Origin of the sequence: Halomonas cupida, from assembly GCF_900142755.1 — a bacterium.
Lineage (GTDB): Bacteria > Pseudomonadota > Gammaproteobacteria > Pseudomonadales > Halomonadaceae > Halomonas > Halomonas cupida.
This window is the reverse complement of the sequence record NZ_FRCA01000006.1, coordinates 252,810-275,102: the sequence shown is the minus strand read 5'-3', so window position 1 is coordinate 275,102 and position 22,293 is coordinate 252,810. Positions and strand designations below refer to the sequence as shown.

General features: G+C 60.6%; 17 protein-coding genes and 1 pseudogene. 9 read left to right on the top strand and 9 right to left on the bottom strand.

The features are described 5' to 3' along the window. Nucleotides 1-89: 89 nt before the first annotated feature. Nucleotides 90-254 (top strand): annotated as a pseudogene (locus BUE38_RS23495) (IS3 family transposase); the annotation flags it as partial. A gap of 90 nt (nucleotides 255-344) precedes the next feature. On the opposite strand, the gene fdxA reads toward BUE38_RS23495, so the two are convergent. The 3 genes from fdxA to BUE38_RS22575 form a co-directional block, all read right to left on the bottom strand. Then, the gene (gene fdxA, locus BUE38_RS13155) at nucleotides 345-668 is read right to left on the bottom strand and encodes a ferredoxin FdxA (protein WP_073435658.1); all 324 of its coding nucleotides are present in this window, start codon (nucleotides 666-668) and stop codon (nucleotides 345-347) included. Between the two features lie 423 nt (nucleotides 669-1,091). Beyond that, nucleotides 1,092-3,680: a DNA mismatch repair protein MutS gene (gene mutS, locus BUE38_RS13150; RefSeq protein ID WP_073435657.1), complete on the bottom strand. Its 2,589-nt coding sequence runs from the start codon at nucleotides 3,678-3,680 to the stop codon at nucleotides 1,092-1,094. A 36-nt stretch (nucleotides 3,681-3,716) separates the two neighbouring features. Next, a complete protein-coding gene (locus BUE38_RS22575) occupies nucleotides 3,717-3,947 on the bottom strand; it encodes a hypothetical protein (protein WP_143166311.1) in 231 nt (76 codons plus the stop codon). 262 nt (nucleotides 3,948-4,209) lie between these two features. On the opposite strand from BUE38_RS22575, the gene BUE38_RS13145 reads away from it, so the two are divergent. From BUE38_RS13145 to BUE38_RS13130, 4 genes are all read left to right on the top strand, one after another. Next, the gene (locus BUE38_RS13145) at nucleotides 4,210-4,368 is read left to right on the top strand and encodes a YqaE/Pmp3 family membrane protein (RefSeq protein WP_021819908.1); all 159 of its coding nucleotides are present in this window, start codon (nucleotides 4,210-4,212) and stop codon (nucleotides 4,366-4,368) included. A 100-nt stretch (nucleotides 4,369-4,468) separates the two neighbouring features. Further along, nucleotides 4,469-4,960, top strand: coding sequence for a CinA family protein (locus BUE38_RS13140; RefSeq protein WP_073435656.1), 492 nt, complete (start codon nucleotides 4,469-4,471; stop codon nucleotides 4,958-4,960). A 167-nt stretch (nucleotides 4,961-5,127) separates the two neighbouring features. Then, on the top strand, nucleotides 5,128-6,213 hold the full coding sequence (gene recA / locus BUE38_RS13135) for a recombinase RecA (protein WP_073435655.1): 1,086 nt from the start codon (nucleotides 5,128-5,130) through the stop codon (nucleotides 6,211-6,213). A gap of 115 nt (nucleotides 6,214-6,328) precedes the next feature. After that, nucleotides 6,329-6,817 (top strand): regulatory protein RecX, encoded by a 489-nt coding sequence (locus BUE38_RS13130; RefSeq protein WP_073435654.1) that lies wholly within the window; start codon nucleotides 6,329-6,331, stop codon nucleotides 6,815-6,817. 133 nt (nucleotides 6,818-6,950) lie between these two features. Here the strand turns inward: BUE38_RS13130 and BUE38_RS13125 are convergent, their stop codons facing one another. The 5 genes from BUE38_RS13125 to dctP form a co-directional block, all read right to left on the bottom strand. Further along, nucleotides 6,951-8,477 (bottom strand): malonate--CoA ligase, encoded by a 1,527-nt coding sequence (locus BUE38_RS13125; RefSeq protein WP_073435653.1) that lies wholly within the window; start codon nucleotides 8,475-8,477, stop codon nucleotides 6,951-6,953. Continuing rightward, nucleotides 8,474-9,829, bottom strand: a complete 1,356-nt coding sequence (locus tag BUE38_RS13120) for a malonyl-CoA decarboxylase (protein WP_073435652.1) — start codon at nucleotides 9,827-9,829, stop codon at nucleotides 8,474-8,476. Before BUE38_RS13120 ends, BUE38_RS13125 begins: the two co-directional genes overlap by 4 nt. 157 nt (nucleotides 9,830-9,986) lie before the next feature. Further along, nucleotides 9,987-11,336 (bottom strand): TRAP transporter large permease, encoded by a 1,350-nt coding sequence (locus tag BUE38_RS13115; RefSeq protein ID WP_073435651.1) that lies wholly within the window; start codon nucleotides 11,334-11,336, stop codon nucleotides 9,987-9,989. Further along, entirely contained in the window at nucleotides 11,336-11,860 is a 525-nt protein-coding gene (locus BUE38_RS13110; RefSeq protein ID WP_073435650.1) for a TRAP transporter small permease, read from the bottom strand. The genes BUE38_RS13115 and BUE38_RS13110 overlap by 1 nt, the downstream gene beginning before the upstream one ends. 212 nt (nucleotides 11,861-12,072) lie before the next feature. After that, the gene (dctP, locus tag BUE38_RS13105) at nucleotides 12,073-13,068 is read right to left on the bottom strand and encodes a TRAP transporter substrate-binding protein DctP (protein WP_073435649.1); all 996 of its coding nucleotides are present in this window, start codon (nucleotides 13,066-13,068) and stop codon (nucleotides 12,073-12,075) included. Between the two features lie 444 nt (nucleotides 13,069-13,512). On the opposite strand from dctP, the gene BUE38_RS13100 reads away from it, so the two are divergent. Then, a complete protein-coding gene (locus BUE38_RS13100; protein WP_073435648.1) occupies nucleotides 13,513-14,193 on the top strand; it encodes a GntR family transcriptional regulator in 681 nt (226 codons plus the stop codon). Nucleotides 14,194-14,356: 163 nt separating this feature from the next. Continuing rightward, nucleotides 14,357-15,844, top strand: a complete 1,488-nt coding sequence (locus BUE38_RS13095) for a protein adenylyltransferase SelO (protein ID WP_073435647.1) — start codon at nucleotides 14,357-14,359, stop codon at nucleotides 15,842-15,844. Between the two features lie 11 nt (nucleotides 15,845-15,855). On the opposite strand, the gene BUE38_RS13090 is transcribed toward BUE38_RS13095, so the two are convergent. Further along, a complete protein-coding gene (locus BUE38_RS13090) occupies nucleotides 15,856-19,800 on the bottom strand; it encodes a hybrid sensor histidine kinase/response regulator (RefSeq protein ID WP_073435686.1) in 3,945 nt (1,314 codons plus the stop codon). A 397-nt stretch (nucleotides 19,801-20,197) separates the two neighbouring features. Here BUE38_RS13090 and BUE38_RS13085 point away from each other — a divergent pair, with 397 nt between their 5' ends. Together BUE38_RS13085 and BUE38_RS13080 are read left to right on the top strand one after the other, a co-directional pair. Next, entirely contained in the window at nucleotides 20,198-20,455 is a 258-nt protein-coding gene (locus BUE38_RS13085; protein WP_021820093.1) for a DUF4212 domain-containing protein, read from the top strand. A 37-nt stretch (nucleotides 20,456-20,492) separates the two neighbouring features. Further along, nucleotides 20,493-22,286: a sodium:solute symporter family protein gene (locus BUE38_RS13080; protein ID WP_073435646.1), complete on the top strand. Its 1,794-nt coding sequence runs from the start codon at nucleotides 20,493-20,495 to the stop codon at nucleotides 22,284-22,286. Nucleotides 22,287-22,293 lie beyond the last annotated feature (7 nt).

Here is a 22,293-nt window from a genome sequence, read left to right as displayed (position 1 = left end):
AAGAGGTGCTGAAGACGCTGAGTGGAGCCGGCCTCACCATCAGCATGTCCCGACGTGGAAACTGTTGGGATAACGCCTGTGCAGAGAGCTTCTTCTCGTTGATGAAACGGGAGTGGTTGCACCATCTGGGCTTGATCAGCCGCAGGGAGATGGAAGACGCCGTGGCATATTACATTGGCGAGTATTATGACAATGTCCGCTCTCACGAAACCCTGGGCGGGTTAGCGCCCAGGGCATACGAGTTGGCGGCTTGAACCGAGGTGTCTACTTTTTTGGGGGCACACCACTGGGTAGCTCGTAGCTCGTAGCTCGTAGCTCGTAGCTCGTAGCTCGTAGCTTCCGGCTTACCGTTCGAGATACTCGAGCTTGCCGGTCTTGCCGTCCCATTCCTGGGCGTCGTCCAGCGGGTCCTTCTTCTCGGCGATGTTGGGCCACACTTCCGACAGCTCAGCGTTGATCTCGATGAACTGTTCCTGCCCGTCGGGGAGCTCGTCCTCGGAAAAGATCGCCTCAGCCGGACACTCCGGCTCGCACAATGCGCAGTCGATGCATTCGTCGGGGTGGATTACCAGAAAATTCGGTCCTTCATAGAAACAATCCACCGGGCACACCTCGACACAGTCGGTGTACTTGCACTTGATGCAGTTTTCGGTGACGACGAATGTCATGCCAGTCTCCCTTCCTCTCGCCGGTGTCCTGCCGGCAGAAACGTCATTGATGGGTGAGTCATGATGCCAGGCATGCCTGACGCCTTTTCGTGACCTCCGCAGGTGATTGCCGCATCGGTAACGTTTAGTGCTCTTGGTTATAAGGCAATGGTGTTTTTATAATCACGGTCGCGAGAGCCACATTCTAGTCCTGCGGGTCGGAAGGGGGCAAGCCTTGGCTGTCCTCTCCGCCAGATATTATTAACATGACAATCAAATAGCTCATCCTGATCGATTTGATTGTCGTCCGCACCACACTGGCGCAGATGCGTGGATCTGCTGGTGTGGTACGGTCTCGCGTCGGATCGAACGCAGTACAGGAAAGCGCCGTCGTCGACCCATAACAGCCCGGGATGAGCGATTCGATTGCCGGATCAATGGAGGTCAGAGGCTGGCCTTCCATTCATAAAGGAGATCGAGGGCCTGACGTGGTGTCAGGTCATCCATTGCCAGTTCCGACAGCCGCTCTACCAGCGGATGAGGGGCGCTGGCGAACAAGTCCGCTTGCTGGGGCATATCCGGGGCGGAAGCATGCTGCTGCGGTGAATGTCCCAGGTCGACCTCATGCTGTTCGAGGGTCGCCAGTTTGCTTCTGGCCGCGGCGATCACTGCCTGGGGGACACCGGCCAGTTGTGCGACCTGCAGGCCGTAACTCTGGCTGGCCGGACCATCCTCGACCCGGTGCATGAAGACGATTCCATCGTTGTGCTCTGCGGCGGTCAGGTGAACATTGACCACTGTGGGTGATTGCTCGGCCAGAGCCGTCATCTCGAAGTAGTGAGTGGCGAACAGCGTGAAGGCGCGGGTACCGGTCAGGTGTTCGGCGCTGGCCCAGGCCAGTGACAGGCCGTCGAAGGTGCTGGTTCCACGGCCGATCTCATCCATCAGCACCAGACTCTGCTCAGTGGCGTTGTGCAGGATGTTGGCGGTTTCGGTCATCTCGACCATGAAGGTCGAGCGACCACCTGCCAGGTCATCGCTGGAGCCGATACGGGTGAAGATTCGATCCACCGGGCCAATGGTGGCGGCATCGGCAGGCACGAAACTGCCGGCGTGGGCGAGCAGGGTAATCAGCGCTGCCTGACGCATGTAGGTCGATTTACCGCCCATGTTGGGGCCGGTGATCACCAGCATGCGGCGCTCGTCGTCCATGCGCAGGTCATTGGGCACAAAGGGACCTTCGCTGACCTGCTCGACCACCGGGTGCCGCCCACCGAGGATCTCGATGCCAGGCGCTTCAGCGAGGGTGGGGCGTACCAGGTCCAGTGAGCGAGCTCGCTCGGCGAGGGCGCAGAGCACATCCAGCGATGCCAGCGCACGACCTGTGGCCTGTAACTCACCCAATTGAGCATTGAGGCTGTCCAGCAGACCGTCATAGAGCAGTTTCTCTCGGGCCAGAGCGCGAGATTTTGCCGACAGTGCCTTGTCCTCGAACTCCTTCAACTCGGGGATGATGAAGCGTTCGGCATTCTTCAGTGTCTGACGACGGATATAGTCGGCCGGTGCCTCACGGGCCTGAGCACGCGGGATCTCGATGTAGTAGCCGTGTACGCGGTTATACCCGACCTTGAGACCAGCCAGACCGGTACGCTCACGCTCTCGGGCCTCGAGCTGCACCAGATAGTCTCCAGCATGCTCGGCGAGGCCGCGGTGCTCGTCGAGCTCGGCATCGAAGCCATCGGCGAGTACGCCGCCATCGCGAATCACCACCGGCGGATTCTCGACCAGCGCCCGGGTCAGTGTATCGGCCAGTTCGGGATAGGGGTGAATGTGGCGCCTCAGCTCGTCGAGGACGGTTCCTTCATCAAAGGCGGACAGGTCGGCCTCGAGGTTCGGCAGGGCATTGAAGGCATCGCGCAGACGTGCAATGTCACGTGGCCGGGCGCTGTAGAGCGCTACCCTCGCCAGAATGCGTTCAACATCTCCGATCGCCTTGAGTTCGTCGCGCAGTCCCTGGTATTCATCGCGGTCGAGCAGTAGCGCGATGGCAGCCTGGCGTCCCTGTATCTGTGGGCGGTCGCGCAGAGGGCGGTTCAGCCAACGCTTGAGCAGACGGGAGCCCATGGCGGTAGTCGTGGTGTCGAGCACACTGGCCAGGGTGTTGTCACCGCTGCCGGTCAGGTTGGTATCGATTTCCAGGTTGCGTCGGCTGGCGGCATCAATGACCACGGCATCATCGCGATTCTCGACGCCGATCGAGGTGACGTGGGGTAGAGCACTGCGCTGGGTATCGCGGGCATAATCGATCAACACACCCGCGGCAATGATGCCGGCCTGAAGATGGGCACAACCGAAACCGCGCAGATCCTGGACGCCAAACTGATCGCACAGCACTCGCGTGGCGCCCTCGAGGTCAAACAACCAGTCGCTCTGACGGCGCAGGCCTCGGCGTTCGGCCAGATTGGCGGGCAGTGTCTGATTCTCGGGCACCAGCAGCTCGGCTGGGTCGAGACGCATCAGCTCGGTCAGCAGTTCCGATTCGCCATCGACTTCGAGAACACTGAAGCGTCCGCTGGACAGCTCCAGCCAGGCAATGCCGATATGCTCGCCAGTGGGCGCGATGGATACCAGCAGGTTGTCGCGGCGAGCGTCCAGCAGGGCTTCGTCGTACAGGGTGCCGGGGGTGACGATACGCACCACCTTGCGCTCGACGGGCCCCTTGGAGGTCGCCGGGTCACCGATCTGCTCACAGATTGCCACCGATTCTCCGGCGGCTACCAGGCGCGCCAGGTAGCCTTCGGCACTGTGATAGGGAATGCCAGCCATCGGGATCGGCTTGCCGGCCGATTGACCGCGTTGGGTCAGCGTGATGTCGAGCAGTGCCGAGGCACGCCTGGCGTCGTCGAAGAACAGCTCGTAGAAATCGCCCATGCGATAGAACAGCAGCACCTCGGGGTGCTCGCGCTTGATCTTGAGGTACTGAGCCATCATCGGCGTATGGCTGGGAGTGCTGGGCTTGGCCATGTCGTTCATGGGGACGAGATGATTCCTGTGGCGAGTGGCTGGTCATCATGGGCGTCTGACGACCGCACAGAATAGCATGTCAATGGGGGCTCTCTGTAGCCGTTGACGGCATCCTTGATCACGGGGTTGGTTATTAACATGGCAATCAAATAGCTCATCCTGATCGATTTGATTGTCGTCCGCACCACACTGGCGCAGATGCGCGGATCTGCTGGTGTGGCGCGGTCTCGCGTCGGCCTGATGGCCGACGGCGGCACGTCCCTGTACCGCAATCAACCCGACATAAAAGCATGCCGGGTTAATAAGGTGGCCGGTGAACGGCTGGCCGGGTTGATGACACTTTCCGCACAGCGCCGAGGAACGAAGTCGACAGTGGTGGTGTCCAGTGCTTAACGGATATTGAAAATTGCATGAATTTGCTGCGCAATGGTTGGTGACGTAGCGGTGTCGCGGTTACGCTGTGTGAGTGGCAGCAACACGCGACATGCCCTGTGCAGACTCATGTACACATGACTTGAATCGTTCAAGGAGCGGGAATATGGATGTTATTCGTATCATTCTGGCAATTCTCCTGCCACCGGTAGGTGTGTTCCTGCAGGTGGGCTTTGGTCTGCATTTCTGGCTCAACATTCTGCTGACGCTTCTCGGTTACATCCCGGGCATCGTTCATGCGGTGTGGATCATCGCCAGGCGTTGAGCCTGGGCGGCAACTGGACTGCCTGTTCCGGTGAAGTCCTGCGGCGCCCTTGTGGCGCCGCTTGTTGTGATGCGTACCTTTTGTGAGGCGTAGCGTCCCGATGTCCGAATTCTCGAAGAGATCGCAGTCCCTGGCCGAGCGTCTGGGCAGGCAATGCCTGGAGATGGTGGTCAGTGTCACGGCTGCAGAGTCCTGCACTGGTGGCGGTGTCGCCGCGGCCATTACCGATATCGCCGGTAGTTCAGACTGGTTCGAAACCGGCTATGTGACTTATTCCAACGCAGCCAAGACCCGTCTGCTGGGGGTATCGGAGGCGCTTCTTGCACAGCATGGTGCAGTCAGTCAGGCCGTGGTCGAGGCCATGGTCGAAGGGGCTTGTGCCGATAGCGGTGCGCAGGCCGGGGTGGCGATCAGCGGAGTCGCCGGCCCGGGAGGAGGCAGCGCGGAGAAGCCGGTAGGAACCGTCTGGCTTGCCTGGCGTGCCGGAGGCCGAGTCGACGCCCGGTGCTGTCACTTCGAGGGCGACCGAATCGCGGTGCGTCAGCAGGCAGTGATCACGGCTCTGGAAGGACTGCTGGAGCGATTGTCCTGAGAGAAGGGCAGTGCGCTTCAGAAAGACTGGTCGTGCTCGAGATTTTTCGTCATACTACTGTTCAACCATACAGTGATTCTGTCCGGCCGCCGAGCGACCTCGAGGACGGAACCAAGGACACTCGCTCTGCGGCTTCCGCATGACAACAGATCAACAGGAGCTCCTCCATGGCGCAGGATGAAAACCGTACCAAGGCACTGAATGCCGCTCTTTCCCAGATCGACCGCCAGTTCGGCAAGGGCACGGTCATGCGGTTGGGTGATGCACCGCGTGTGGTGATGCCTTCGGTCTCGACGGGTTCTCTGGGGCTGGATGTCGCCCTGGGGATCGGTGGCCTGCCCTATGGTCGTGTGGTCGAGATCTTTGGTCCGGAATCCTCGGGCAAGACGACGCTTACCCTGTCGGTGATTGCTCAGGCACAGCGTGAGGGCAAGACCTGTGCCTTCATCGATGCCGAGCATGCGCTGGATCCCAGCTATGCCGAGAAGCTTGGCGTCAACCTGGATGACCTGTTGGTCTCGCAGCCTGACACCGGTGAACAGGCGCTGGAGATCTGCGACATGCTGGTGCGTTCCGGTGGTGTCGATGTCATCATCATCGACTCCGTGGCGGCGCTGACGCCTCGTGCCGAGATCGAGGGCGAGATGGGCGACTCTCATGTGGGCCTGCAGGCTCGCCTGATGTCCCAGGCGCTGCGCAAGATCACCGGCAACATCAAGAACGCCAACTGCATGGTGGTGTTCATCAACCAGATCCGCATGAAGATCGGGGTCATGTTCGGCAGCCCCGAGACCACGACCGGGGGTAATGCTCTCAAGTTCTACGCCAGTGTCCGTCTGGATATTCGTCGTACCGGGTCGGTCAAGCAGGGCGACGAGGTCGTGGGTAACGAGACCCGCGTCAAGGTGGTCAAGAACAAGGTGGCGCCGCCGTTCCGTCAGGCCGAGTTCCAGATCCTCTACGGCAAGGGCATCTATCATGCCGGTGAAGTGATCGACCTCGGTGTGCAGTGCAAGCTGGTCGACAAGGCCGGTGCCTGGTACAGCTATCAGGGCAACAAGATCGGCCAGGGCAAGGCCAATTCGGCGCAGTTCCTCGAGGACAACCCGGCGATCATGAACGAGATCGAGACCCAGATTCGTGCCCAACTGCTGGCTCAGCCGAACGCCAAACCGGAGGATCAGGACGCCGCCGGAAAGGATGCAGCTGCAGAGGTCGCAGTGGGCGAAGACCTGGGCGACGACCTCCTGTAAGGCTCGGCAGGAACTCGCGATATAACCCGATCGGGCTCCGCATGGCGGGGCCCGATGCGTATCTGATGATGGACAAGCCCGATGTGGGGTGTCGAGCGATGTGGGGTATCTAGTGATGTGGAATGTTGCGAAAACGGCCGACAGCACGCCACGAGATGATGCCATCCGCCTGCTGGCGAGACGTGATTACTCCTTGCAGGAGTTGACCGATCGCCTGACCGCTCGGGGGCATGGGGTCAACGCTGTGGCGGAGGCCCTGCAACAACTGGCTGAGGAAGGCCTGCAGAGTGATGCGCGCTTTGCCGAGTGTTTTTTGCGTGACCGTCTACTGCGCGGCCACGGCCCGAGAAAGATGCTGGCCGAGCTTGGCCAGCGGGGAGTGGATCGCGAGTTGGCTCGCCAGAGCCTGGCCGAGCTGGAACGCGACCAGGCTATCGACTGGGCGGAGCGGGCCATGGACGTGCTGCAACGGCGTTTCGGCAGCGTCGCGCCAAACCAGATACCGCCTCGTGAGCGAGCACGTCACGAACGCTTTCTGGCCGGTCGTGGCTTTGACTTCGAGCAGGTGCGCAGGGCCGTTCAGGAATGGCAGCGGCAGGAGTGAGGGCGGGGGAAGGCCCGCCCCCAATCTCGATCCATCCGAGTTGCAGGTCAGACCTTCAGGTCGGAGTTGCAAGTCTAAGTTGCAAGTCCGAGTTACAAGTCTGAGTTGCAAGGTCGCCGCTCAGGGCTGTCGCTCAGGGCTGCCAGGTGTCCCTGAACTGCTCTCTCAGCTGATTCTTCTGCACCTTGCCCATGGTGTTGCGCGGCAGGGAGTCGACGAAAAACACCTGTCGGGGCTGCTTGTAGCGGGCCAGCCTGTCCTGCAATGGCTGAATGATCTCGGCTTCGCTGAGTCGGGCACCATCATGCACAACCACCACAGCAGCCACGCCTTCACCGAGATCCGGGTGGGGCAGTCCGATCACCGCTGATTCCACCACTCCTTCCAGTTCGTCGATATATCCCTCGACCTCCTTGGGGTAGACGTTATAGCCGCCGGAAATCACCAGATCCTTGTCGCGCCCGACGATCTGCACGTAGCCGCGCTCGTCGACCAATGCCAGGTCGCCGGTAATGAAGAACCCGTCGTCGAGCAGCTCCTCGCGAGTCTTTTCGGGCATCCGCCAGTAGCCCTTGAACACATTGGGGCCGCGTACTTCGAGCATACCGATCTCACCCTGGGGAAGGGCAGCATGATTGTCGCTGTCACGCGAGGTGATGCGAATCTCCACACCCGGAAGAGGCATTCCGACGGTGCCGGCAATACGGTCTCCGTCGTAGGGGTTGGACGTGTTCATGTTGGTTTCGGTCATGCCGTAACGCTCGAGGATGGCGTGGCCGGTTGCCGCTTCGAAAGCCTGGTGAGTCTCTGCTGTGAGTGGCGCCGAACCGGACGTGAACAGGCGCATTCCCGCACAGGCCTCGCGTGTCAGGCGCGGATCCTGGAGCAGTCGGGTGTAGAAGGTCGGAACCCCCATCATGGTTGTGCTCTGAAGCAATTCCTCGAAGATCACATCGACATCGAACTTCGGCAGCAGGCGCATGCTGGCGCCGGACCTCAGAATCACATTGCAGGCCACAAACAGGCCGTGGGTGTGGAAGATCGGCAGAGCATGAATCAGACGGTCCCGTTCGGTAAAGCGCCATGCCTCGACCAGCGAGGCGGCATTGGAGCCGAGATTGCGGTGAGTCAGCATGGCGCCCTTGGAGCGGCCAGTGGTGCCAGAGGTATAGAGGATCGCCGCGAGATCATCGGGGTCACGCGGAAGGATCTCGTCCAGCGGCGTGGCCTGTGAGGCCGCTTGCATCAGGCTGCCATCAGCGGCGGTGCCCAGTGTTTTGACACGAATATTGCCGCATTCTGCGGCCACAGTGCGGGCTTCCTCCAGACTGGCTGGACGGCACACGAACAGCGCCGGTTCGGCATCGCCCAGGAAGTAGCGGATTTCTTCGCTGGTGTAGCCGATATTGAGCGGCAGATAGACGCCGCCGACGCGCAGGCAGGCCAGGTACAACAGAATGGCCTCGGGGCTCTTGTCGACCTGAACCGCAACGCGATCACCCGGCTGTACGCCCTGCTCGTGGAGCGCGCCGGCCAGCCGGGCACTCATCGCCAGGGCCTCGGAGTAGCTGTAATCGGCACCTTCGCTGGTGGTTATGAAGGGGGCTGCGCCACGCTCATCCATACGCGTGGCAAAGGTTGCGAAGAGATTGTGGTTCATGTGCGGTGATCTCCCTTGAGAAACTTGCGTGCCCGGCGCCTCAGGTCGCGCACGGAGGATGAGCACATCACCTTGCCGTCGGTGGAGTAGCGCTCGTGGTTGCGTTCGATGTCGTCAGGCACATAGAGATAGTTGACCATCAGGCCGAGGCCGTTGGCGAGACCCTTGGCGGAGGTATCGCCCAGCCAGTTGATCCGGTGCAATTCTGCGCCGTTGCCGAGGTGAAAACGCGCCACGGCATTGAGTGGCAGCCCCTGTTCGTTGCGCACTCGGGTCAGATAGTGGGCGGCCAGTGGACGAATGTGTTCGCCGAGTGCGGCGGCCACCTCACTGTCGGTGTGCCAGTCTGCACGCCCGAGTTCGGTCAGGCGCTGGAGGAGTTCGTCCTCGAGAAGGTTCTGATCTCGTTGGCGTTGCTGATCCAGCCACACGCGAAAGCCCGGGATGGGCGACAGAGTGACGAAATTCACCAACTGAGGAAGTTCCTGCTGCAGCTCCAGGACCACCTGCTTGATCAGAAAGTTACCGAAGGAAATGCCGCGCAGTCCGGTCTGGCAATTGCTGATGCCGAAGAAGGCGGCGCTGTCGGCCTCCTCTGCATCAATGGCCTGATGGCTGGCATCGAGTATCGGCTGGATGCGTTCGGGTAGGCCACGGGTCAGAGCCACCTCGACGAAGATCAGCGGTTCGTCACCAATGGCCGGATGGAAGAAGGCGTAACACCGCCGGTCACGGGCATCCAGGCGGCGGCGCAGATCGTTCCAGTCGCGGATCTCGTGGACGGCCTCGTAGCGAATGAGTTTCTCGAGAATTGCGGCGGGGGTGTTCCAATCAATGCGTTTGAGTACCAGAAAACCACGATTGAACCAGGAGCCGAACAGGTGGGCAAAGTCGGCATCCAGTGCGGCCAGCTCCGGCATCTCTCGGAGTCGGGTGAGCAGATCCTCGCGCATACGCACCAGCGCATGGGTGCCACCCGCGGTGAGATTGAGGCGTCGCAGCAGTTCCTGGCGCTCGGGTTCGCAGGCCTCGCACAACAGTTGCAACTCGAGATTGCCTCGCGTGGCGTGATAGGCCTGCCAGGCCTGGTCGATACGCTCGGGATCGGCGGCAAAGTCATCGGTGAGTGTGTAGAAGAGTCGAGTCTTCTGCTCGTCATCAAGGCTGGCATAGCCGCTCAGGGCGCGGCTGGCCAGGGCGATGCTCGAGGCCTCTCCATCGCTTTCCAGCACCAGGCGACAGGCATCGACTACCTGCTCGTGAGAGACTGGCTTCCCGTCACTACGCCGCCACAGAAGCGCATCTCGTTGGGTAATGCTGCTGAAAAGTTCCTGAAGAAAACTGATATTCACAGGCTCGTCACTCCTCAGAGTCAATTGGCGGTGCCCGTCGCTCGTGCCGGGAACACAAGTAGCCGACCCACAGGGACGTGGGAAATGCGATCGTTCGTCGGGAACGAACGTCGCCGATTGAGCGGCCAGTTGACGGTGTTCACCGGGAGGGCGGGCTTCAACCACCAGTCCCCATGATCAGATCCGGCAGCCAGGTGGCGATACCGGGGAAGAAGCACAGCAGGATGATGCCGAGCACCATGCACAGGGCATAGGGCAGACTGCCGAGCAGAATGTCGCGTAGGGCGATGTCAGGGGCGATCCCCTTGATGATGAACAGGTTGAGCCCCACAGGCGGCGTGATCAGACCGATCTCCAGGTTGATGGTCAGGATCACGGCAAACCAGTACGGGTCGAAGTTGGCGGCGAGAATGATCGGCAACAGAATCGGTGCGGTCATCACGATCACCGCCACAGGCGGCAGGAAGAACCCGGCAACCAGCAGGAACAGATTGATGATCGCCATCAGCACCCAGCGGTTGACCTCGAGGTCGGCGATGGCACCGGCCACCGTCTGGGTGATGAACAGCGAGGACAGTGCGTAGGCAAAGATCTCGGCACAGGCGATGATCAGCATGATCATCACGCTCTCACGCAGGGCATCGCGCATGATGGTAGTCAGCGGCTTCAGCCGCCACATGCGGTAGACGAGAATGGCCAGCACCAGACACAGGAAGGCCCCGGCGCCAGCCGCTTCGGACGGAGTGGCGACACCGCCGTAGAGGGCAAACAGGATGCAGGTCACCACGACCAGAAACGGCAGTACCCGAATCAGCGCCTTGAGATTCTGGTCGACATTCTCGCGGACATTTTCCTTGAGCCTCTCCGCCGCCTCACTGACGGGGTTGGGGGTGTGGTAACCGCCAGCCAACTGGCAGGCAATCAGCGTCCAGGCCATGAACAGCACAGCCAGCATCACGCCGGGCAGGGCACCGGCAATGAACAGGCGACCGATGGATGTCTCGGTGGAAATGCCGTAGACGATCATCGTCACTGAAGGTGGAATCAGAATGCCCAGGGTGCCGCCTGCCGCCACACAGCCGGCCGCTACACCATCCGGGTAGCCCCGCTTGCGCATTTCAGGAATGCCCAGCTTGCCTATGGCGGCGCTGGTGGCTGGTGATGAGCCGGATAGTGCGGCAAAGATCGAGCAGGCACCGATATTGGAAATTGCCAGCCCACCGGGCACGCGCCCCAACCACAGATCCAGCGAACGATACAGGTCGCGGCCGGTGGGTGAGGAGGCGACGGCGGCGCCCATCAGGATGAACATCGGAATGGCTACGAAACCGAAAGAGGCAAGGCTGCCGAAGAAGGTCTCGCCGAAATAGGTCAGCTCGATCATGCCGCGGTTCATGACCAGCGCGGCAAGCGCAACCGAACCCAGTGCAAAGGCGATGGGAGTGCCGATTGCCATCAATACGAACAGTGCGGTTACGATCAGGATGCCACTGGTGACAGGATCCATCAGTCATGTCCTCCCGACTCTGTAGTGCCCGGGGTTGAAGGTGCCGGAGCTGAAGCCGATGGTTCCGGTTTGCCGGGTTGCAGGATCTCGGCGAGATACTGTGTCACCAGCAGGGTGGTTCCCACCACCAATGGCACCAGAGCGGGCCACAGCGGCGGGTTCCACACCGAGCCCGTGGTCCAGCCGCCGTGCCAGGCCTCGAGCAGATAAAGCCAGGAGCCATAGGCAAGGGCAGCACAGAACAGCAGACCGACCAGAGCGGCGATCAGTTGCATGGCATAACGGGGGCCACTGCTCAGGGCGTCGGGAAGGACCGTCACCGCCACATGTCCCCCCGTCAGAAGCACGTAGGGAGAGCCGAGCAACATGGCAGCGGTGATCGAGAAGATGGCGAATTCGGTTTGCCAGGTGGTGCTTTCTCCCATCACATAACGTGTGAAGATCATGTGGCAGACCGCCAGTACGCCGATCAGCAGCGCCAGGGCCGCAATGATGGCCGCACCGATGGAGACCCATCTCATCATGTGGCAGTAACCGTCGATCAATCTTCCGCGGGAGCGTTGTGTTACGGACGGCGCCGAATGAGAACGCGGCCCGGGGGACGGACGGTGAGGGCTGGGGTGCATGGGGCCTCCGCTGGCCTTGGGCGTCACAGGGGGTCGGCTTGTGCCGATAAGTGGCGGCAGTCCCGGCATGGTGCCGTACCTGCCGCCACTCGCCACTCGCTACGTCGGAATCATTCCACCGCCAGGGCGGCATCGATCAATGCCTGACCGTTCTCGACATTCTCGGCAAAGTTCCTGTAGGCGCTGTCCCTGGCGATCTCCAGCCAGGCGTCGTAGTTCTCCTGCGACATCTGCACCACTTCGACGCCGTTCTCGGTGAAGACGTCGACCATCTTCTGATCCAGCTCGGCAGCCTGTTCGGCGAAATACTGCTCTGCCTTTTCGCCAGCGGCGGTCAAGGCCTGCTGCTGTTCCTCGTTGAGGCGTTGCCAACTGCGCTCTGAAATGAGAATTGGCTCATACATGAACCACAGGGCATTCTCGCCGGGCGCGGTCAAGCAGGTGACCTGTTCGTAGATGCGGTAGGAAACGAATGAGCCGGAGGAGGTGTTGGCGCCGTCAAGCACTCCGGTCTGCATGGAGGTGTAGATCTCCGAGGACGGCATCGAGGAAATTGAAGCACCGGCGGTAGCCAGCATCTCATCGAAGGCCGGCCCGGCCGCACGCATGGTCTGGCCCTGGACGGTGTCCGGTGAGGTGATGCACTGCTGGCTGGAGGCAAAGCCACCTGCCAGCCAGGCATCGGCCAGCACCCGCGCACCCGCATCCTCGATGACCTGCTTGATCATGCCCATGAACTCGGAGTCGTTGAGTCGCTGGGCACGCTCGTGGTTGCGCACCAGGCCCGGCATCAGCGTAGCGGAGAACTCAGGATGGCGGCCGCTGGCATAGTCGAGTGGCAGGGCCGTCATGTCGAGCCGCCCCTGAACCAGGGCGCCCCACTGCTCCTTGGCCTTGAACAGTGACTGGCCGGGGTAGACCTGCAGTTCGAGGTCGACGTCCGCTGCTTCGACCTCGCTGGCCATCAATTGCACCATCTCATCGCGGACATCCCCCTGACCGCCGGGGAACTGGTGAGAGACGCGCAGCACGGTAGCTGCATTGGCGAGAGAGGCGGCGGTCATGGCCGCGATGGTAAGGGAAAGGACGATAGCCTGGCGTTTCATGAGGGACTCCTGGTCGACATTGTTGTTGTGGTGACAGGACGCTTTCATCAAGAAGCATAGTGCTGGTCAGCTGGTTCTGATCGAACTGGTGCTGGTCGAGCCAATGGGGTTCGAGTTGGTACCTTGCGCAATACGGTTTTCGAATGGGTGAGTGGCCGGTAGCGACAGATGCAGTCGCAGTGGTTGAAGGTTATGTCAGGTCAGTATGGCCTCGGTGGCGTTGTGAAATGTTGGCGTTGTGAAATGTATCAATCACATTGATGTATACTTCAATAGCTGTCAGGTATATCAGTGTCAATCTACAGCGTGTTAGACCATGGTGGTGTGGGTCCTGTCCGTTGCACTTCGTTGAGGATGTACAATGGAGCGGAGGTGGTTGCTGTGTACAGCGGCAATACCTGCGATCCGACCGGCATGTGACCATAGAGGCAGAAGGGGTAGGGAATGAAGAAACCATCCAACGCCCAGCGGCTCAGAGACTCGCTCGAGGACGACATCATCAATGGTCGGCGTGTACCGGGTGAGCGCCTTGATCCGGAAGAACTCTGTCGCGTCTATGGTGTTTCGCGTACACCGGTGCGAGAGGCCATACAGCAACTGGTGGCCAGCGGCCTGGTGACGGTATCACCCAAGAAGGGCACCTTCGTGGCCCGTGTAGGGCTCGACCAGTTGATCGAGATGTTCGAGGTCATGGCTGAGCTGGAAGGCATGTGTGGGCGCCTGGCGGCGCGCCGTATCACCGTTGATGAACTCGGCGAGTTGCGCAACGCTTATGAGCGTTGCCGGACAGCGGCCGAGGCCGGTGACAGTGACGAGTATTACTACGAGAATGAAGGTTTCCATGGCTGCATCTATGCGGCCAGTCACAACACCTTCCTCGCCGCCGAGGCGACGGCGCTGAAACAACGTCTCAAACCCTATCGACGCCTTCAGTTGCAGGTGCGTAGCCGTATGCAGAGCTCGTTGGATGAGCACTCACGCATCCTCGAGGCCATCGAGCGGGGGGATGCCGAGGCGGCGGAGCAGGGGCTGCGTGATCATGTACTGATCCAGGGGGAAAGGTTCAGCGACTTCGTGTCCAGTGTGCGTGAAATGGAGCGCCGTGCCGAAGCCGTTTCCAGCTGATTGGCGGTATCACCTGCCTGTACGCCCTGTTTCCACTGTGTTCTTTTCACCGGGCTCTTTTTCCACCGGGCTCTTTTCCCCGGTTTCTGTTGCCGCCGGTTTCTTTTGCCATCGTGCTCTGTTGTCATGGGAGCTGTGCTCCAGAGCGTCTGCCGAGGTTGACATGTTCCCCCGTTTTTCACAGCAGTATCTTGCCCTGCCCGACCGCATGCGTGCCGAGTGTCAGCCGACACCGGTAGCTGCACCGCGTCTGCTGGCTTTCAACCACTCGCTGGCCGAGGCACTGGGGTTCGACCCCAGGGACTTCGATGCTGAAGAGGCGACTCAGATATTCTCGGGTACCCGTCTGCCGCCGGGAGTGACCCCCGTGGCGGCAGCCTATGCCGGGCATCAGTTCGGTAATTTCGTGCCTCAGTTGGGCGATGGGCGAGCGCTGTTGCTGGGTGAGCTGGCGCACCGCGACGGTAGGCTGCGTGATGTCCAGCTCAAGGGCTCCGGGCGCACCCCCTTTTCTCGTGGTGGTGATGGTCGTTCGCCAATTGGCCCCGTGTTGCGTGAGTATCTGGTCTCCGAAGCCATGCATGCGCTGGGCGTTCCGACGACGAGAGCCCTGGCCGCCGTGGCCACCGGTGAAAGCGTGCATCGCCAGTTGCCGGAACCCGGCGCAGTCCTGACCCGCGTGGCCGCGAGCCACCTGCGGGTGGGTACCTTCCAGTTCTTTGCCGCACGTGGCGACATCGATGCGGTCAAGTTACTGGTCACGCTGTCCATCGAACGCCATTATCCAGAGCTTGTCGGTCTGCCGGAAGATGAGCAGGCCATGGCTCTGCTGGATGCGGTCATCGGTCGTCAGGCGAGCCTGGTCGCTCAGTGGAAGGGGCTGGGCTTCATTCATGGGGTGATGAACACCGACAACTGCGCCATTTCCGGTGAAACCATCGACTATGGCCCCTGTGCCTTCATGGATGAGTATCACCCGGCGACGGTATTCAGCTCGATCGATGAACGTGGGCGCTATGCCTGGGTCAACCAGCCTGTGATCGCCCAGTGGAATCTGGCGCGGTTCGCCGAGACCTTGCTGGCGCTGATCGATGACGATCAACAGCGGGCCATCGACCGTGCTACCGCGGCGATCGAGAGCTTCAGCGAGCGTCATGAACAGGCCTGGGCCGATGTCCTGCGCGGCAAGCTGGGGCTGACCCGTGAGGCTGAGCCGGAGGCCGGAGGCGACCTGGCCCTGGGTGGGCAGTGGCTGGAAGTGTTGCAGACGGACAAGGCCGACTTCACCTTGAGCTTCCGCGAACTGGCGGCTGCCATCGAGCCGGGCGAAGGTGAGCAGACACTGCGTCAACGGCTCAATGCCGACGCCGCTCTGGATGCCTGGTTGCCGAGCTGGCGCGAGCGCCTGAGTGAGGAAGGCCGGGCCAGCGAGGCATTGCAGGCACGACTGCAGTCCAGCAACCCGCTGGTGATTCCCCGCAACCATCTGGTCGAAGGTGTGATCCGAGCCGCGGTCGACCATGACGACCTGGCTCCGTTCGAGACCCTGCTCGCCGCAGTGGCCAACCCCTGGTCAGCGCCGGCTGACCAGAGTCTGCTGCGGCCACCGGAGCCCGGTGAGCGTGTCCTGCGCACCTTCTGCGGAACCTGACCCCTGTTGTCTTACCGAGGTGCCCGGCTGGCCTGAAGCGTACGCGTCAACAGAGCTCGCAGAGCTGCCGGGCGTACTGGCTTGAGCAACAGCTGATAACCGCCACGTTTGACCTCCTCGGCGACTTCTTCGGTACGATCAGCGGTGATCACGATGCCCGGTACGGCGCCATTGAGGCGTTCGCTCAAGGCATCCAGCGCCATCAGCCCCGTCACTTCGTTGTCGAGGTGATAGTCGGCCAGAATGGCATCGGGGTCGCTGTCGAGGTGGCGCAGCACCGATTTGGCGCCACCGATGGAGGTCGCCGTGAAGACCTCGCAGCCCCAGCCGGAGAGCATGGCCTTCATGCCCTCCAGGATCAGTGACTCATTGTCGATGCACAGGATGCGGCGGCCGGCCAGCTTGTTGCCGGCGCGCCGTGTGGGCCGCTCTTCCTGCTCACTGCTCTTCTGCTGAGCCGCCACGCGCGGCACCTTGACCGAGAACACCGTACCCACACCCAGCCAGGAGCGAACCTGGATGGGGTGATCCAGTACGCGGCTCATGCGATCGGCAATCGACAGGCCAAGACCGAGGCCCTTCTCGCTTTCCTTGTGCCGAGAGGCCTGGTCCAGGCGACGAAATTCCTGGAAGATCTCCGACTGTTTGGCTTCGGGGATGCCGGGACCGCTGTCCCAGACCTCGATCAGTACGCGCTCTCCTTGCCTTCTGACGCCCAGCAGGACTCTGCCTTCCTGGGTGTAGCGGATGGCGTTGGACAGGAAGTTCTGGATGATTCGACGCAGCATCTGGGCATCGCTGTCGACCCACAGCGCGGTGCCGACCACCTTGAGGTCCAGGCCACGATCCTCCGCCATCACGGCGAACTGTGCCTGCAGCGGGCGGATGATGTCGGTGAGCGCAAAATGGCTACGTCTGGGCGTCAGGGCGCCGGCATCCAGTTTGGAGATGTCCAGCAGGGTGCTCAGCAATTCCTCGGCGGATTGCAGAGAACTGTCGATATGGCCGATGGTGCGCTTCATGTCCTCGGCCCCCATGTTCTGGGACATCGCTGAAGTGAACAATCGCGCCGCATTGAGCGGTTGCAGAAGGTCATGGCTGGCGGCTGCGAGGAAGCGTGTCTTGGAGGCATTGGCATCCTCTGCCACCTGTTTGGCCTGACGCAATGCCTGCTCGGCCTCGGCACGCACGCGGTTTTCCTGGCGTAGCGCTGCGTTGGCTTCGGACAGCGCCAGGGTGCGTTCGCGCACTCGCTCCTCGAGCGTCTCGTTGGTTTCCTTGAGCGCAATCTCGGCGCGTCGCCGTTCGGTGATGTCCTGGTAGAGGGCGAAGAAGCCGAGAATGGCTCCACTATCACCGAAGTGAGGGGTATAGGTGACCAGCATGTAACGCAGGCCTTCCCGGGGCAGGGTCAGCGAGACCTCGAAACTGACACGCTCGCCGGACAGGGTGCGTTCGATCCAGGGGGTACGCGCTCCGGCCATTTCCGGAGACATCACATCGCTGACACTCTTGCCGATCACCGCATTACGATCGATATCGAAGGCCTGTTCATAGGCGCGATTGGTAAACAGGTAGCGGCAGTCGCGATCGAAGTAGGCAATCAGCGCCGGAACATTGTCGGTATAGATGCGGATGTTGTTTTCCGACCGGATCAGGGCCTCTTCGGTGCGCTTCTGCTGGGTAATGTCCTGATAGGTATAGACGAAGCCGCCGCCGGGCATGGGGTTGCCCTGGACCTCGAGTACGCTGCCGTCCTGACGATAGCGCACGTAGCGATGCGGCTGTCCCTCGCGGATATTGTCGAGCAGCAGTTGAACGTGTTCTTCCGGATCTCCGGGGCCGTACTCGCCATTGTGGGCGTTGTAGCGGAAGATTCTATCCATCGGCGCGCCAACCCGGATCAAGTGGTCCGGGAAGCGAAACAGCTCCAGATAACGCTGGTTCCACACCACCAGTCTGAGGTTCTGGTCGACCACACTGATGCCCTGGTTGATGTTCTCGATGGTGGCCTGCAGCAAGGCGCGGTTGAACTCGAGGACCTGGGAGGCTTCGTCGACGATGGAGATGACATCGGAGATGCCAATGCCGCGTCCCTGCAGTGCCGAGTTGACGACGATGCGCGCCGAGGAAGCTCCCAATACCGAAGCAAGAAAGCGCTCAGTGAACTGGATGACATCGATCGAGGCCCGGTTGCTGTCTTCCAGTGCCTTGCCGTTGCGGCGAGCGTAATCGCTGAAGGCACGCTCGACCTGGCTGGCACTGAGGAAGCGCTGACACAGCACCTTGAGGTCGCCGACGGTGGTGGCGCCGGTCCAGGGACGGTTGACCGAGGTCTGGCGAGTCTCGACGCTGTCCACGAACAGCGAAGCCTGGATGCGTTCGACGACACGCTGGGGTGTGACCTGGGAAATGAAGATGTAGGAGACGAGGTTGATGCCCAGCGACAGCATCACCCCGTGGGTAAAGTGGTCCCCGATGTGCAGCCCGAACAGTGAGGTAGGAGACAGCCAGATGATGTTCCAGGGGCCCCCGGCCAGCCAACTGGACGGCAGCACACCCGCATTGATCATGGCCGGCAGCAACAGGGTATAGGCCCAGATCGCGAAGCCCGTATTCATGCCGACAATGACGCCCAGGCGGTTGCCGCGCTTCCAGTACAGTCCGCCGATCAGCGCCGGGGCGAACTGGGCGGCGGCGGCAAAGGACAGCATGCCGATCGATGCCAGAGAAGTGAACTCGCCGATCAACTGATAGAAGCCATAGGCCATGGCCAGAATCACGGCAATGGTGATGCGCCGGGCGCGCAGCACCAGACGACCGTAGTCACGCGCCTTGGTATCGAACCAGCGCAACCGGAACAGTGCCGGGATCACGATCTCGTTGGAGATCATGATCGACACCGCCACCGCCGCTACGATCACCATGCCGGTGGCCGCCGAGAACCCACCGATGAAGGTCAGCAGCGTCAACCAGGGCTGGTTGGCGGCGATCGGCAGTGACAGTACATAGGTATCCGGTGACACGTCGGTCCCGGCAAACACGGTCAAGCCCGCCGCTGCCAGCGGCAGTACAAAGAACGCAAACACCACCAGGTACATCGGGAACAGCCAGCGCGCCCGGGAGGCATCATCGCGGTGGGTATTCTCGACCACGGTGACGTGGAACTGACGCGGTAGGCACAGGATGGCCAGCATGGCGAGTAGAGTCTGGGCCCAGAAACTCTGACCGAAGTCCTGCTGTGCCAGTTGGCGTTGCAGCTCCAGTTGAGTATCGGCAATGGCCAGCAACTCCCCGAGACCATCAAACATGCCCCAGGTGACGTAGATGCCCAGGACCAGAAAGGCCAGCAGTTTGATCAGGGATTCGAAGGCCACCGCATGGATCAGGCCTTCGTGGTGCTCGGTGGCATCGGTATGACGGGTGCCGAACAGAATGGCGAAGATGGCCATGACAATGGCGACATAGAAGGCGGTGTCGCCGAACAGTGGCGAGCGGGTGATGTCCGATGCCTCCGTCAGCACGTTGAAGGAGGTCGAAACGGCCTTCAGTTGCAGCGCGATATAGGGGAGGGTGCCGATCAGTGCCACCAGACTGGCGAAGGCCGCCAGTGACTGGGTCTTGCCGTAGCGTGAGGCGATGAAGTCAGCGATGGAGGTGACATTCTGATGCTTGGCGACCCGCACCATCTTGGCCAGCACCGGCCAGAACAGCAGTAACGTCAGTACCGGGCCGACGAAGATACTGGCAAAGGACCAGCCCGAGGTCGCCGCCTGCCCGACTGCGCCGTGAAAGGTCCATGAGGTGCAGTAGATGGCCAGCGCCAGGCTATACACCAGCGGCCGGCGGCGACTGGCACCCTGCTGACGGGCACGGCGGTCGCCTCGCCAGGCGATGGCAAAAAGCACCGCAATGTACAGCAGCGAGACAAGTATCAATATCCAACCGGGAAACATGGCCACCTCCTCGACATCAGCGGCCATTCTAGGGCATTGGCGGCTCCCCCGGCAGGGGGCGGGCAGGATTGTCGATCATTGTGCCGTGCTGCGGCCCGGTTTGCCTTGTGGATGATGAATGACGAAATATCACCGGAAATTATCGAGAATATTATTCTTCATATAAGACTAACGTGGATTGCACCTTTGTCGTGATAGACCATCGGCTAATATTTCGTAGCTTTTGTTAACCTTTTGAATATAAATAATTTTTACATTATGTGTTGCGGTGCATTCATTGCTTTCGACTAAAGTTCTCGTTATGCGGAGAGCGCCTTTTGACTAGGCTGTTTTTCGAGAAGACCGCCAATATCGTGGCGGAATCCGGTGTTTAAACCATCGTTCTGAGGGGAGCCTTATGCTGGACAAGAGTGCGCAGGCTTACTGGAAACGCAATGTCAGGATCATTCTCGGCTGTCTGGCCGTGTGGTTCATCGTCTCCTACGGCTTTGGCATCCTGCTGGTGGATGTCCTCAACAACATACGCTTCTTTGGCTTCAAGCTTGGTTTCTGGTTTGCCCAGCAGGGATCGATCTTCGTCTTTATCGGGCTGATCATCTTCTACGCCTGGAAGATGAATAAACTCGATGAGGAGTTCGACGTACACGAGCAGTAAGCCCGAAAAATAACGTCAATCAACGGGAAGCTTTTCCATGGATGTACAATTCCTGACTTATCTCTTCGTAGGTGCGTCCTTCGTTCTCTATATCGGCATTGCGATATGGTCGCGAGCAGGGTCCACCAAGGACTTCTATGTGGCCGGCGGGGGCGTGCATCCGGCAGCCAACGGTATGGCGACCGCCGCTGACTGGATGTCGGCGGCATCGTTCATTTCCATGGCTGGCCTGATTGCCTACCTCGGCTATGACGCCTCGGTCTATCTGATGGGCTGGACGGGGGGCTACGTCATGCTGGCGATGCTGCTGGCACCGTACCTTCGCAAGTTCGGCAAGTTCACGGTGCCGGACTTTATCGGCGATCGTTACTATTCGAATGTGGCGCGGACCGTGGCAGTCATCTGTGTCATCTTCGTATCCTTTACCTATGTCGCCGGGCAGATGCGTGGTACGGGTATCGTGTTCGCCCGTTTCCTCGAGGTGGACGTCAATATTGGTGTCGTCATCGGTATGGTCATTGTTTTCTTCTATGCCGTGTTGGGTGGCATGAAGGGCATTACCTATACCCAGGTAGCTCAGTACTGCGTGCTGATTACGGCCTTCATCGTGCCGGCAGTCTTCCTGTCGATCATGATGACCGGGCATGTTCTGCCTCAGACAGGACTTGGTGCCACCTTTGTCGATGCCGCCGGCAATGACAGTGGTCAGTACATTCTGGATCGTCTCGATGGCCTGCTTGATGAGTTGGGGATTACTCCCTACACCGATGGCAGCCAGCCGATGATCAATGTGTTCTTCATTACTGCTGCCCTGATGTGCGGTACTGCTGGTCTGCCGCATGTCATCGTGCGTTTCTTTACGGTGCCGCGAGTGCGTGATGCACGTGTCAGTGCGGGTTGGGCATTGATTTTCATTGCCCTGCTGTACACCACGGCTCCGGCGGTCGGGGTATTTGCTCGTACCAACATCATCGAGGCAGTGCACAATAACACCTATGAGGAGATTCCCGGCTGGTTCAAGAGTTGGGAAGGGGTCGGTCTGATCGGCTGGCTGGACAAGAACGATGATGGCCGCGTGCAGATGGGGGCCGGAGACCCATTCGCGGGCAAGCCGGACTATGAAGCTGGCCCTCTGGAGGAACCCGTGCGCGGTGAACATGGCCAGCGCGTTGTCACCAACACTCCGAGTGAAGGCGACAATGAGGTCTACATCGATCGCGACATCATCGTACTGGCCAACCCGGAGATCGGTGGCCTGCCCGCCTGGGTGGTAGCGCTGATGGCGGCCGGTGGTGTGGCCGCGGCATTGTCCACGGCGGCAGGTCTGTTGCTGGTGATTTCGGCAGCAGTCTCCCACGACCTGATCAAGAAGCAGATCAACCCCAACCTCAGTGAACGGGGAGAGTTGATTGCAGCGCGCTCCGCTGCGGCTGTCGCGGTGGTGATTGCCGGTTACTTCGGTATCAATCCCCCGGGCTTCGTGGCTCAGGTGGTGGCCTTCGCCTTCGGTCTGGCCGCGTCCTCGTTCTTCCCGGCGATCCTGCTGGGTATCTTCGACAAGCGCATGAACCGAGAAGGTGCCATCGTCGGCATGATCGTGGGTCTGACGTTCACCTTCAGCTACATCGTCTACACCAAGTTCATCAATACCGATCCCTCGATCTGGTGGTTCGGCATCTCGCCGGAGGGTATCGGCACGCTGGGCATGATGTTGCACTTTGTAGTGGCCTTTGCGGTGTCGCGTGTGACCAAGGCGCCGCCCGAGGAAATTCAGGAACTGGTCGAGAGTGTGCGCGTACCGCGAGGTGCGGGAGTTGCCCACGGGCACTGATCGTTGT